This is a genomic window from Rhizobium sp. GN54, assembly GCF_021026345.1.
Lineage (GTDB): Bacteria > Pseudomonadota > Alphaproteobacteria > Rhizobiales > Rhizobiaceae > Mycoplana.
In genome coordinates, this window is the sequence record NZ_JAJNCZ010000007.1 from 101,399 (window position 1) to 113,992 (window position 12,594).

14 protein-coding genes are annotated in these 12,594 nt (G+C 66.6%); 7 read left to right on the plus strand and 7 right to left on the minus strand.

Annotation, left to right across the window (positions count from 1 at the left end):
- Positions 1 to 66: 66 nt before the first annotated feature.
- On the minus strand, positions 67 to 297 hold the full coding sequence (locus LQK81_RS18445) for a SlyX family protein (protein ID WP_230807841.1): 231 nt from the start codon (positions 295 to 297) through the stop codon (positions 67 to 69).
- 177 nt (positions 298 to 474) lie between these two features.
- On the opposite strand from LQK81_RS18445, the gene LQK81_RS18450 reads away from it, so the two are divergent.
- The 7 genes from LQK81_RS18450 to deoA are packed head-to-tail and all read left to right on the plus strand — an operon-like array spanning position 475 to position 7,399.
- Entirely contained in the window at positions 475 to 2,010 is a 1,536-nt protein-coding gene (locus tag LQK81_RS18450; RefSeq protein WP_230807842.1) for an ABC transporter ATP-binding protein, read from the plus strand.
- Positions 2,007 to 3,140, plus strand: coding sequence for an ABC transporter permease (locus LQK81_RS18455; protein WP_230807843.1), 1,134 nt, complete (start codon positions 2,007 to 2,009; stop codon positions 3,138 to 3,140). The genes LQK81_RS18450 and LQK81_RS18455 overlap by 4 nt, the downstream gene beginning before the upstream one ends.
- A 4-nt stretch (positions 3,141 to 3,144) precedes the next feature.
- The gene (locus LQK81_RS18460) at positions 3,145 to 4,116 is read left to right on the plus strand and encodes an ABC transporter permease (RefSeq protein WP_230807844.1); all 972 of its coding nucleotides are present in this window, start codon (positions 3,145 to 3,147) and stop codon (positions 4,114 to 4,116) included.
- Positions 4,117 to 4,118: 2 nt separating this feature from the next.
- Complete coding sequence (locus LQK81_RS18465; protein ID WP_230807845.1) at positions 4,119 to 4,511, plus strand: cytidine deaminase; 393 nt, start codon at positions 4,119 to 4,121, stop codon at positions 4,509 to 4,511.
- On the plus strand, positions 4,508 to 5,317 hold the full coding sequence (locus tag LQK81_RS18470) for a purine-nucleoside phosphorylase (protein WP_230807846.1): 810 nt from the start codon (positions 4,508 to 4,510) through the stop codon (positions 5,315 to 5,317). Before LQK81_RS18465 ends, LQK81_RS18470 begins: the two co-directional genes overlap by 4 nt.
- Entirely contained in the window at positions 5,310 to 6,083 is a 774-nt protein-coding gene (gene deoC, locus LQK81_RS18475; RefSeq protein ID WP_230807847.1) for a deoxyribose-phosphate aldolase, read from the plus strand. The genes LQK81_RS18470 and deoC overlap by 8 nt, the downstream gene beginning before the upstream one ends.
- Before the next feature lie 2 nt (positions 6,084 to 6,085).
- Positions 6,086 to 7,399 (plus strand): thymidine phosphorylase, encoded by a 1,314-nt coding sequence (gene deoA, locus LQK81_RS18480; protein ID WP_230807848.1) that lies wholly within the window; start codon positions 6,086 to 6,088, stop codon positions 7,397 to 7,399.
- On the opposite strand, the gene LQK81_RS18485 is transcribed toward deoA, so the two are convergent.
- From LQK81_RS18485 to LQK81_RS18510, 6 genes are all read right to left on the minus strand, one after another.
- Positions 7,389 to 7,922 (minus strand): TIGR02281 family clan AA aspartic protease, encoded by a 534-nt coding sequence (locus tag LQK81_RS18485; protein WP_230807849.1) that lies wholly within the window; start codon positions 7,920 to 7,922, stop codon positions 7,389 to 7,391. The two genes, deoA and LQK81_RS18485, sit on opposite strands and share 11 nt — an antisense overlap.
- Positions 7,923 to 8,115: 193 nt before the next feature.
- A complete protein-coding gene (gene upp / locus LQK81_RS18490; protein ID WP_112594501.1) occupies positions 8,116 to 8,745 on the minus strand; it encodes a uracil phosphoribosyltransferase in 630 nt (209 codons plus the stop codon).
- Between the two features lie 114 nt (positions 8,746 to 8,859).
- Positions 8,860 to 9,828 (minus strand): adenosine deaminase, encoded by a 969-nt coding sequence (locus LQK81_RS18495; RefSeq protein WP_230807850.1) that lies wholly within the window; start codon positions 9,826 to 9,828, stop codon positions 8,860 to 8,862.
- Entirely contained in the window at positions 9,825 to 11,054 is a 1,230-nt protein-coding gene (locus LQK81_RS18500; protein ID WP_230807851.1) for a phosphopentomutase, read from the minus strand. Before LQK81_RS18500 ends, LQK81_RS18495 begins: the two co-directional genes overlap by 4 nt.
- Positions 11,055 to 11,240: 186 nt before the next feature.
- Positions 11,241 to 11,873 carry a TadE/TadG family type IV pilus assembly protein gene (locus LQK81_RS18505; RefSeq protein WP_230807852.1) on the minus strand — a complete coding sequence of 211 codons (633 nt, stop codon included), beginning with the start codon at positions 11,871 to 11,873 and terminating at the stop codon, positions 11,241 to 11,243.
- Complete coding sequence (locus LQK81_RS18510; protein ID WP_230807853.1) at positions 11,870 to 12,448, minus strand: TadE/TadG family type IV pilus assembly protein; 579 nt, start codon at positions 12,446 to 12,448, stop codon at positions 11,870 to 11,872. The genes LQK81_RS18505 and LQK81_RS18510 overlap by 4 nt, the downstream gene beginning before the upstream one ends.
- Positions 12,449 to 12,594: the final 146 nt, after the last annotated feature.

The window sequence follows — 12,594 nt, forward strand, 5'->3', positions numbered from 1 at the left end:
GCCATCGCCACAAGCGGCCCGCCGGTCTCGCAACGAGCCGGCGGGCTTTCCGTTTCTACCGGAAGCTCAGTAGTGCGGCGGGCGGGTGATCGCGGGCGCCTCGAGCGCGCTCTCCTCCAGGACGAGGAAGCGATCGGTCAGCCGGTCCAGCTTCGTCCGCATCTGCTCGACCACCTTCCATTGTTCCGTCAACTGGTCGGAAAGCTCCTCGATGGTGCGGCTCTGGTGGGCCACGTGCTCCTCCAGGGCGGCGATGCGACCGGCATGATCGTCGGCGGGGTTTACGGGATTGGTCATGGTTCGTCGGCCTTCCGCTTCGTTGCGGTGGATCTATCGAATGACGCAGCCGCCCGCAATGATGCTGGACAAGCGTAACGGAAGCAACAAGACTGAACGGGAAGACTGGCCGGAGGTGGCCGCAAGTCCGCGCCCAGACAGGCCGGCGGCGTCCACATACGAGAACAACGGATCGTCATGGGTGAACTGGCAATCGAACTGAAAGGCATCGACAAGAGCTTCGGCCTCGTCCATGCCAACAAGGACATCAACCTGAAGGTCCGCAAAGGGACCATTCACGGCATCATCGGCGAGAACGGGGCGGGCAAGTCGACGCTGATGTCGATCCTTTACGGCTTCTACCAGGCCGATCGCGGCGAGATTCTCGTCGACGGACGCGCCATCAGCATTCGCGATCCGAATGCGGCGATCGCGGCCGGCATCGGCATGGTGCACCAGCACTTCATGCTGGTCGAGAACTTCACGGTCCTGGAAAACGTCATGCTGGGCGCCGAGGAAAGCTGGATCCTGAACGCCGGCATCGCCAAGGCGCGGGCGGAACTGAAACGGCTGGAGAAGGAATATGCGCTGGAGGTCGATCCCGACGCGGTGATCGAGGAACTGCCGGTCGGGCTGCAGCAGCGCGTCGAGATCCTCAAGGCGCTCTACCGCAAGGCCGACATCCTGATCCTCGACGAGCCGACGGGCGTGCTCACGCCTGCCGAGGCTGACCACCTTTTCCGGATCCTCGAACAGTTGAAGGCGCAGGGAAAGACGGTCATCCTCATCACCCACAAGCTGCGCGAGATCATGGCGATCACCGACGAGGTCTCCGTCATGCGCCGCGGCGAGATGGTGGCGACGCGCGAGACGGACAAGACCTCGGTGGAGGAACTGGCCGAGCTGATGGTCGGCCGCCGCGTGCTGCTGCGCGTGGAAAAGGGCACAGCACATCCGGGCGACGTGAAGCTCTCGGTCAAGAACCTGACCGTGCGCGACGGCCGCGGCGTGACCATGGTGGACGACGTTTCGCTCGACCTGCGCGCCGGCGAGATCGTCGGCATCGCCGGCGTCGCCGGCAACGGCCAGTCCGAGCTTCTGGAGGCGATCGCCGGCATCCGCCGCGCCGTCTCCGGCAACGTGGAGCTGAACGGCCGGGCGATCGACGTCACCGGCCATGCCGATCCGGCCGAGCTGCGCCAGCGCGGGCTGGCGCATGTGCCGGAAGACCGCCACCATATCGGCCTGGTCTTGAAGTTCGAGGAGAGCGAGAACGCCATCCTCGGCTATCACGACGATCCGCAATACCGGAAGGGCCTCCTTCTCGACATCGACGCGATCCGCGCCGATGCGGAGGAGAAGATCCGGAAATACGACATCCGCCCACCGAACGCGCGGCTGAAGACGGCCAATTTCTCCGGCGGCAACCAGCAGAAGATCGTGCTGGCCCGCGAGATGGAGCGCGGGCCCGACGTGCTGATCATCGGCCAGCCGACGCGCGGCGTGGACGTCGGCGCGATCGAATTCATCCACAAGCGCATCATCGAGATGCGCGACCAGGGCAAGGCGGTGCTGCTCGTCTCGGTCGAGCTCGACGAGATCCGGGCGCTTTCCGACCGGATCCTCGTGATGTTTGCCGGCCGCGTCGTCGGCGAACGGTCCCCCGATGCCTCCGAAGGCGAGCTCGGCCTCCTGATGGCCGGCGTCGAAGGCCCGAAGGAGGCCGCGCAATGAGCACCCCCTATGCGAAACTGCCGGGCTGGGTCGAATACGGCCTCATCCCGCTCGTCAATCTCGTCGTCGCCTTTGCGGTGGCCGGCCTCGTCGTGCTGCTCGTCGGCGAGAGCCCGCTGGAGGCGGCCTACCACATGATCAACGGCGCCTTCGGGCGCGGCGAATATATCGGCTTCACGCTCTACTACGCCACCACCTTCATCTTCACCGGGCTCGCGGTCGCCGTCGCCTTCCATGCCGGGCTGTTCAACATCGGCGGAGAAGGGCAGGCCTATGTCGCCGGCATCGGCGTGGCGCTCGCCTGCCTCTGGCTCGACCGGATCATGCCCTGGTACGTCGTCTTTCCGGTGGCGATCCTCGGGGCCGGGCTGTTCGGCGCCGCCTGGGCGTTCCTGCCCGGCTGGTTCCAGGCCAAGCGCGGCAGCCATATCGTCATCACCACGATCATGTTCAACTTCATCGCCGCGAGCCTGATGAACTACATGCTCAACCGGGTGATGAAGCCGCTCGGCTCGATGTCGCTGGAGACGCGGACCTTCGACGCCGGCGGGCAGCTGCCGAAACTCGACTGGCTGATGTCGATCTTCGGCCTGAGCGTCGGCACGTCGCCCTTCAACGTGACCTTCCTGCTGGCGCTGGCGGCAGCCTTCGGCGTTTGGGTGCTGATCTGGCGCACCAGGCTCGGCTACGAAATGCGCACCATGGGCCACAGCCCGCAGGCGGCGCGCTATGCCGGCATCAAGGAGGCGCGCATCATCATCATCACCATGATGATCTCCGGCGCGCTCGCCGGCATGATGGCGCTGAACCCGATCATGGGCGAGACCTACCGCATGCAGCTCGATTTCGTGCAGGGCGCCGGCTTCGTCGGCATCGCCGTCGCACTGATGGGGCGCTCGCATCCCGCCGGCATCATCCCGGCCGCGGTCCTGTTCGGCGTGCTCTACCAGGGCGGCGCCGAGATCGCCTTCGAGATGCCGTCGATCTCGCGCGACATGATCGTCATCATCCAGGGTCTGGTGATCCTCTTCGCCGGCGCGCTGGAGCATATGTTCCGCCCCGCCATCACCCGCGCCGTCCTCGCCTTCTCCGGACGCGGACGCGCGGACGCGGCCGTCAAGGGAGCCTGAGGCCATGGACTATCTTCAGCTCTTCCTCGAGCTTGCGCAGTCGACCGTCCGGCTCTCGACACCGCTGATCCTTGCAGCCCTTGCCGGCCTCTTCACCGAACGCGCCGGCGTCTTCGACATCGGCCTGGAGGGCAAGATGCTGGGCGGCGCCTTTGCCGCCGGCTGCGTCGCCTTCGTCGCGCAGTCGGCGATGGCCGGGCTTCTGGCCGCCGTCGTCGTTTCCGTGCTCCTGTCGCTGGTGCACGGCTATGCCTCGATCACCCAGCGCGGCAACCAGATCGTCTCGGGCGTCGCCATCAACTTCATCGTCGCCGGCGCCACCGTCATCCTTGGCGAGGCGTGGTTCCACCAGGGCGGCCGCACGCCGGCGCTCGCCGAAGGCGCCCGCTTCCAGGTGATCGAGCTTCCCTTCGCCGAGGCGCTGCGCGGCGTACCGCTGCTCGGGCCGATCTATGCCGAGCTGATCTCCGGCCACCAGGCGCTGACCTATCTCGCCTTCCTGATGGTGCCGGCCAGCTGGTGGATCCTCTACCGCACGCGGTTCGGCCTGCGGCTGCGGGCCGTCGGCGAGAATCCGGGCGCGGTCGACACGGCCGGCATCTCGGTGATCTGGATGCGCTACCGCGGCGTGATCTGCTGCGGCATCCTGTGCGGCATCGCCGGCGCCTACCTGTCGCTTGCCGCCAATGCCGGCTGGACCAAGGGAATGACGGCCGGCAAGGGCTATATCGCGCTCGCAGCGCTGATCTTCGCCAAGTGGCGGCCGGTGCCGGTCATGTTCGCCTGCCTGCTGTTCGGCTTCCTCGATGCGTTTGCGATCCGCTACCAGAGCACGCCGCTGCCGCTGATCGGCAAGGTGCCGGTACAATTGATGCAGGCCCTGCCCTATATCCTCACCGTGGTGCTGCTGGCAGGCTTCATCGGCAAGGCCATTCCGCCGCGGGCCGGCGGCGTCCCGTATGTGAAGGAGCGGTGAGAATGTCCCACGACCTGTTCGAAGCGGCGCGCGACGCCATGGCGTTTGCGCATGCGCCGTACTCGAAATTTCCGGTGGGGGCGGCGATCCGCGCCGAGGACGGCAAGGTCTATGCCGGCGCCAACATCGAGAACATCTCGTTTCCGCAAGGCTGGTGCGCGGAGCCGACGGCGATCAGCGCGATGATCATGGCGGGTGCGAAGAAGATCGTGGAAATGGCCGTGATCGCCGAGAAGCTGCCGCTCTGCCCGCCCTGCGGCGGCTGCCGGCAGAAGATCGCCGAGTTCGCCTCCGCCTCGACGCGCATCTATCTGTGCGACGAGACGGGCGTGAAGAAGACGATGACGATGGACGAACTCCTGCCGCACGGCTTCGCAACGGAGGTGATCGGATGAAGGACGCGGTCGACCACCTCTTTCCCCACCTCGGCGGGCTGGTGCCGCGCTACGGGATCGTCCTCGGTTCCGGCCTGGGATCGCTCGTCGACACGGTCGAGGGCGGTGTGCGCATCCCCTATTCCGAGCTGCCGAGTTTTCCTTCGAGCTCCGTCTCCGGCCATGCCGGCGAGATGGTCATCGGGCTCGTCGGGGGCGTTCCGGTGATCATGCTGTCCGGTCGGGCGCATTACTACGAAAAGGGCGACGCCGATGCGATGCGTGGGCCGATCGAGGTCCTGAAGGGCCTTGGCGTCACCTCGCTGATCCTGACCAACTCCGCTGGCTCGCTGCGCGAGGACATGCCGCCCGGCTCGGTGATGCGCATTTCCGACCACATCAACTTCTCCGGGGCCAATCCACTGATCGGCATCGACAGCGACGACCGCTTCGTCGGCATGACCAACGCCTATGACGCGGGGCTCGCCGTGCAGATGGAGGCGGCCGCGCACAGGACCGGTACGCCGCTGCACGAGGGCGTCTACATGTGGTTCTCCGGCCCGAACTTCGAGACGCCGGCGGAAATCCGCATGGCCCGTATGCTCGGCGCCGATGCCGTCGGCATGTCCACCGTTCCGGAGGTGCTGATCGCGCGATTCCTCGGGCTGAAGGTGCTTGCGGCCTCCGTCATCACCAACTATGGCGCCGGCATGACTGGAACCGAACTCAGCCATCACGAAACCAAGGACATGGCCCCTGTCGGCGGTGCGCGGCTTGCCGCGGTGCTTGCCGAGATGATCGCGGCCGGAGAGACTGCCGATGAATGAAACCACGCCCCGCCTCGTCGCCGCCAAGGCGCTGTCGCTGCTCGACCTGACGGATCTTTCCGACAATTGCGACGCAGCCGCGATCGAAAAGCTCTGCCAGCAGGCGAACACGCCGTTCGGCACGACGGCCGCGATCTGCATCTGGCCGCGCTTCGTTTCCCAGGCCCGCACCCTGCTCGGGCCGGACAGCCGGATCCGCATCGCCACCGTGGTCAATTTTCCCTCGGGCGACCTGCCGGTCGAGACGGTCGTCGCCGAGACCGAACAGGCGATCGCCGACGGCGCCGACGAGATCGACCTGGTCATTCCCTACAAGGCCCTGATCGCAGGCGACGAGGATGCGGTGCGGCAGATGATCCGTGCCGTCAGGGAAGCCTGCAGGCCGCCTGTCGTGCTGAAGACGATCCTGGAAACCGGAGAACTGAAGGACCGCGACCTGATCCGCAACGCATCGCACCTGGCGATCTCGTCCGGGGCGGACTTCATCAAGACCTCGACCGGCAAGGTGGCCGTGAACGCGACGTTGGAAGCGGCCGACATCATGCTCAACGCCATCCGCGAGAGCGGCCGCAATGTCGGCTTCAAGCCGGCCGGCGGCGTGCGCACCGTCGGGGACGCCAGCCTCTACCTCAATCTGGCGGCGACAATCCACGGGCCCGACTGGGCGATCCCCTCGACCTTCCGCTTCGGTGCGTCCGGCCTCCTCGGCGATATCGTCGCCGTGCTCGAGGGCCGCGAATCCGGCGGCCAGAGCGCGGCCTACTGACGATGCTCCCGCAGGAGACCATACGCCGCAAGCGCGACGGCGAGGCTCTCTCGGCAGAGGAGATCGGTCAGTTCGTCGCCGCGCTGACGGATGGACGGGCCAGCGAAGGCCAGGTCGCCGCCTTCGCCATGGCCGTCTGGTTTCGCGGCATGGATGCCCGCGAGACCGTAGCGCTGACCGAAGCGATGCGTGATTCCGGGGAGGTACTCGACTGGCGCGACCTCGACCGGCCGGTGGCGGACAAGCATTCGACCGGTGGCGTCGGCGACAACGTCTCGCTGATGCTGGCGCCGATCGCAGCCGCCTGCGGGCTCGCCGTGCCGATGATCTCCGGCCGCGGCCTCGGGCACACCGGCGGCACGCTCGACAAGCTGGAATCGATCCCCGGATATACGATCACGCCGCAGCCTGTGCTGTTTCGCCGGACGGTGAAGGAGGCGGGTTGTGCGATCATCGGCCAGACGGCCGACCTGGCGCCTGCGGACCGGCGGCTCTACGCCGTCCGCGACGTGACGGCCACGGTCGATTCCGTTCCGCTGATCACGGCCTCCATCCTGTCGAAGAAGCTGGCCGCAGGGCTGCATTCGCTCGTGCTCGACGTGAAGCTTGGCAACGGCGCCTTCATGACGAGCCGGCCGGATGCCGAGCGGCTGGCAAAGGCGCTGGTGGAGGTCGCGAACGGTGCCGGGCTGCGGGCGAGCGCGCTCATCACCGACATGAACCAGCCCCTTGCGGACGCCGTCGGCAATGTCGTGGAGGTCGAAAACTGCATCGCCTTTCTCCGGGGCGAGAAAGCGGGAAGCCGGCTCGAGCGCATCGTGCTGTCGCTGGCCGCGGAAATGCTGGTCAGCGGGGGCATCGCGACGGACATGGTGGCCGCCCACGAGCAGGCGCAGCAGGCGCTTTCGGACGGGCGCGCCGCGGAGGCGTTCTCGAAGATGGTGCGGTCGCTCGGCGGCCCCGGCGACCTGATGGACAATCCGGCCGGGATCCTCTCGAAAGCGCCCATCATCCTGCCGGCGACATCGGAGACCGGGGGATATCTCGTCGGCTGCGACACGCGGGGGCTGGGAACGGCCGTGATCGAGATGGGCGGCGGGCGGACAAGGCCCGACCAGGCGATCGACCACCGCGTCGGCTTCGACCGGCTGAGACCGCTCGGCACGCGCATCGAGGCGGGCGACGAGATCGGCCGCGTCCACGCGCAGACGCTGGACGAGGCCATTGCCGGCGTGGCGCGGTTGCGCGCGCTCTACACGATCGGAGACACCGCCCCGCTGCCGGACTACCCGATTATCGACCGGATCAGCGAATGAGGCGCATCCGGCCGCCGTCGACCTGATAGGACGAGAGCCCCTTGAGGAAGGTCATGCCGACCAGCATGCCGGAAAGCGCCTTGTCCTCCAGCACCATGGCGCCGACGTCGGGGACGGTGATCGCGCCGATCGCGACGCTGTCGAGGCGGACATAGGCAGCGCGCGCCTTGCCGTTGGCGGTGTTGACGGCATAGCGGAACTCCAGCTCCTTGCGCGCGATCCCCAGCCGCTCCGCCATCGAGACATTGATCGCGACCATGCTGGCGCCGGTGTCGATCATGCCCTCCTGCTTGCGGCCGTTGACCGTGAAAAGGCCGGAGAAATGACCGGCGGCATCGGCCTCCAGCGTGACGCCGCGATTGCCGGTGTAGCGGGCGGTCGAGACCGGCGCGGCGGTTGCCGTCTGCGCATCGTTCGCCGTGGTCTCGGTCCGGCCGGCCGCAAGATAGCTGCTTGCCATGCCGGGCACGTAGACGGCCGCGACGGCGATGGCGGCTGCAACGAACAGGCTGCGGGCGAACATGGGCATCTCCTGCGGGGTTCATCCCCGACCTTGCGCATTGCCGCGATTGTGCGACGACGCGCGTCCAACCGGACGTGCGAGGCAATACACCATGGCAAGGTTGACGGACCGGAAAACTTGCGCCCAAGCGCCGGATTCGCCGCTGCGAAAACGTGCGGTGGCTAATGCCGGGTTAACGCCGACGGTCGCGCCCCTACTTCGTTCCGTACATGCGGTCGCCGGCGTCGCCGAGGCCGGGCATGATGTATCCCTTGTCGTTCAGGTGGCTGTCGATCGAAGCCGTATAGACCCTGACGTCGGGATGGGCGGAGCGGAAGTTGCGGATGCCCTCGGGGGCGGCCAGCAAGCAGAGGAAGCGGATGTTGGTGGCGCCGCGCTCCTTCAGCTTCTCGATCGCGGCGATCGCCGAATTGCCCGTGGCGAGCATTGGGTCGACGACGATGACGAGCCGTTCGTTCAGGAGATCGGGCGCCTTGAAGAAATACTCGACGGCTTCCAGCGTCTCATGGTCGCGGTAGACGCCGATATGCGAGACGCGGGCGGAGGGGACCAGTTCCAGCATGCCCTCGAGCAGGCCGTTTCCGGCGCGCAGGATCGAGGCGAAGACGAGCTTCTTGCCTTCGAGGACCGGTGCGTCGATGACCTGCAGCGGCGTTTCGATCCGCTCGGTCGTCAGTTCGAGGTCGCGGGTGACCTCGTAGCAGAGCAGCGTGGAGATCTCGCGCAGGAGCCGCCGGAAACTGCCGGTCGAGGTATCCTTCTTGCGCATGATGGTCAGCTTGTGCTGCACGAGCGGGTGATCGATGACTGTGACGCCGTCCATGGCCAAACCTTCCCTCGAATTCGTTGATCTTCTCTTCTTTCACATTCGCGCCTCGTCCCGCAAGGGAGCGAATCAGGCGCCGGCCGTTCATCCCCATTGCGAAGCCCAGCAGCGTCAGAGCCGCGAGAGCAGCCGGCTTCGGGTGTCCTCGTCGACAAAGGCGGCCTCGATCGCCGTCCTTGTCATCGCGTCCAGTTCCTCGTCGGCAAACCCCATCGCCTCGCGGGCGAGGTCGTATTCGCGTTGCAGTGAGGTGTGGAAGAAGGGCGGATCGTCGGAATTGAGCGTGACCCTGACGCCGGCTGCGTGAAGCCGGCGGAGTGGATGGGCGGCGAAGTCGGAAAACACCCCGAGCGCCACGTTCGATCCGGGGCAGACTTCGAGCACGACGCCCTCGTCCGCCAGGCGCTCGACCAGAGCAGGGTCTTCGATCGCCCGCACGCCGTGGCCGATCCGGGCCGGGCGGAGGAGATCGAGCGCATCGCGCACGCTGGACGCCCCGCAAAGTTCGCCGGCATGCACCGTGATCCCCAGCCCCGCGTCCCGGGCGATGTCGAAGGCGCGGACAAAGTCGGAAACGGTACCCAGGCGCTCCTCGCCCGCCATGTTGAAGCCGGTCACCAGCGGATTGCCGCATGCCGCGGCGTAGCGGGCCGCCCATTCGACCCGCTCCGGACCCCGGTGGCGCAGGCCGACGACCACCATCCGGCATTCGATCCCCGTCCTCGCCCGTGCCGCCTCGATGCCGCGGCTGATGCCGGCGAGATAGGCATCGGCGCCGAGGCCGACGGTCTCGGCGTGGTCGGGCGAGACGAAGAGTTCGCTATAGACCACCCCGCAGGCGGCAAGCCCGTCGAGATAGGCCTCGGTCAGCAGTGCATAGTCGCTCTCTGTGCGGAAGAGATCGGCGACGGCGTCGTAGGCGACGAGGAAACTCGTGAAATCCCGCCAGACATAGGCTCCGTCGCGCAGGAAGGCATCGGTCTCGATACGGTACTTCCTCGCCTGCGACAGCGCCAACGCCGGCGGAACCGCACCCTCGAGATGGCAGTGGAGCTCGGCCTTCTTCAGGGGTCGCGTCACAGGAAGCTTCTCCCGTGCGGGCCGGGAGGAATGCCGAGGTGCTTGGCGATGGTCTCGCCGATGTCGGCGAAGGTGGTGCGGGTGTCCAGCAGGCGCGAACGGATGCCGGGGCCGAAGCTCATGATCGGCACGCGCTCGCGCGTGTGGTCGGTGCCGCGCCAGGTCGGGTCGCAGCCGTGGTCGGCCGTGAGCAGGACGAGGTCGCCCGCGTGCAGCTTGCGGTCCACCTCCGGCAGGCGCCGGTCGAAGGCCTCGAGCGCTGCGGCATAGCCGGCCACATCGCGGCGATGGCCGTAGAGCATGTCGAAATCGACGAAATTGGTGAACACCAGGTCGCCGTCCTTCGCCTCGTCCATCGCCTGCAGGGTCGCGTCGAACAGCGCCATGTTGCCGTTCGCCTTCGATAGCCGGCCGATGCCCTGATGGGCGAAAATGTCGCCGATCTTGCCCACGGCATGGACGGTGCGCCCGGCTTCGGTGAGCCGGTCCAGCAAGGTGGGCTCGGGCGGCAGTACGGAATAGTCCCGCCGGTTTCCGGTGCGCTCGAAACCGGCGGGCGTCTCGCCGATGAAGGGCCGCGCGATCACGCGGCCGATCCTGCCGCCCGGCCGGTCGTCGAGGACGGTCCGGACGGACTGGCAGAAGGCCAGGAGACGGTCGAGGCCGAAATGCGTCTCGTGCGCGGCGACCTGGAAGACCGAATCGGACGAGGTGTAGCAGATCGGCTTGCCGGTGCGGATGTGCTCCTCGCCGCACCTTGCGATGATGTCGGTCCCCGAGGCGTGACAGTTGCCGAGGATGCCCGGCACCTCTCCGGCCTCACAGATGGCGGCGACCAGATCGGGCGGGAAGGCGGCGTCGTCTGCGGGAAAATAGCCCCAGTCGAACATCACCGGCGTGCCGGCGATCTCCCAGTGGCCCGACGGCGTGTCCTTGCCGCGGGAGATCTCGCTTGCCGCGCCGTGCTGGCCGAAGACCCGGGGCGGAACGTCCATGCCGTCGGGAAAGCGGCCGGTCGCAGCGCGGGCTGCATGCAGGAGCCCGAGGGCGGACATGTTGGGAAGCTTCAGCGGGCCCTGTCTCAGGCCCGGGCGATCGGCCGCGCCGGCGGCGCAGAATTCGGCGATGTGGCCGAGCGTATCGGCGCCGTCATCGCCGAAATCCGCCGCATCCGGGCCGCCGCCGATGCCGAAGGAATCAAGTACGAAGAGAAACGCTCTGGCCATGCATCACCTGTCGATCCCGCGCGGCTGGCGCTGGGCTGCGGAACGGAAGGAGCGCGACACGGCTGAAAAAGCAAGCGTCACCCGGCGCCGACAGCGATCCTCCCACGGCCGGAATGACATGAAAATCGATGGCGGCTCAAGGAAAATCGCCGGCTGGACGGCGGGGAGCGACGCCGATTGCAAGCATCAGGTGCAAACGCTGCACGGAAGCTCGCTGCCCTTGCGCAGACGGCTGTAGCTGGTGCGCTTGAGCTTGGGATCCAGGATCTCCGTCGTCGAGGATCCGCGCAGGAACGGCAGGACCTTTTCGACGAGCTCGATCTTGTAGTCCATCGTCACCGTAGTCATCACGATGAAGCTCTTCGTCTTCGTCATGTCCTCCGGCAACGGCACCGTCGTTCCCTTGGTCATGCTGGTCACCCAGTTGTCGTGCTCGTCGCGGGACCAGGCGACCGTAGCGTTGCCGTCATCGTCGATCTGGATGCCGACGATCTCGTAGCTGAGGTTGTCGGCGCTGACCTGGTAGGGTGCGAGAATGGTGTTGGCAGCCATCCGGGCATTGTTAAGCTCGTCGCTTCCGACGGAATTGTCCTGGGTCAAAAGGTCGGAGATCGTCGAAGAGGTGCGGCCGACCTTGTTGTAGACCGACATGGCCACCGAAAGCTCGTAGGCGCCGATATATCCGACGAGCAGCAACGGCACGAGGATCGCGAATTCCACCGCGCCGGCGCCCTCGCGCCCGCGCGCCAGCCGGCGCAGCGATGCAGGCATAAAGGAAACCATGGCCCTTGCGATGCGTCCCGCGTCCCTGGCTCTCATGGATAGTCCTCGTTGCGGAAAACGGCCGTGGCGACCAGGTTCTGCCCGTCTATGGTGTTGTCCGACGAACCGTGCAGCGAAACCAGTCGCAGGTAGTCGACGATGATCGGCCAGCGGTAGCAGGATCGCACGATGTTGGTCGTCTGCTTGCCGCCGGGCGTGAAGGTGTTGCTGTCCGGGCATGCCAGGACATCGGCGGATCCTCCGAAATTCGCCAGGCTGCGCACATCGATGTGGAGACGCGGCGCCACCGTGGAGTCGTCATCGGAGCAACTCAGCAGGACGACGAACTCCGCGCAGAAGAGGGCGCGAAACTCCTTCTCGTCCACGTCCGTCGGGCGGCCCATGTCGAAGGTGATCTCGCCCATGCGGATCCTGCGGGCCATCGCATCGTTGGCGTTGAGCAGAACCTGCTCCGCCGCATAGGCGACAAAGGTCTCGATGATCGCAAAGACGATGCCGAAGAACACGGGCGCGAGAATGGCGAACTCCAGGGCGGAGGCGCCTTCGCGCGCCGCGAAGAAGCGTCCCAGCCGGCCGGTCGGCTCGCCATGTCGCCTGCTCGTTCCCATCATGGATCCGATCCACCTTCCGCTCGTACCCGGCCCTCAGGGAGGCAGGGTACATTTCCCCCAGCGTCGGCCCGGACGGTCCTGCATCGACCGCTCGACGGCGCATGGGCGCGAGATTATTCGATCGACCGTTTATTTTCCGTTTGCGG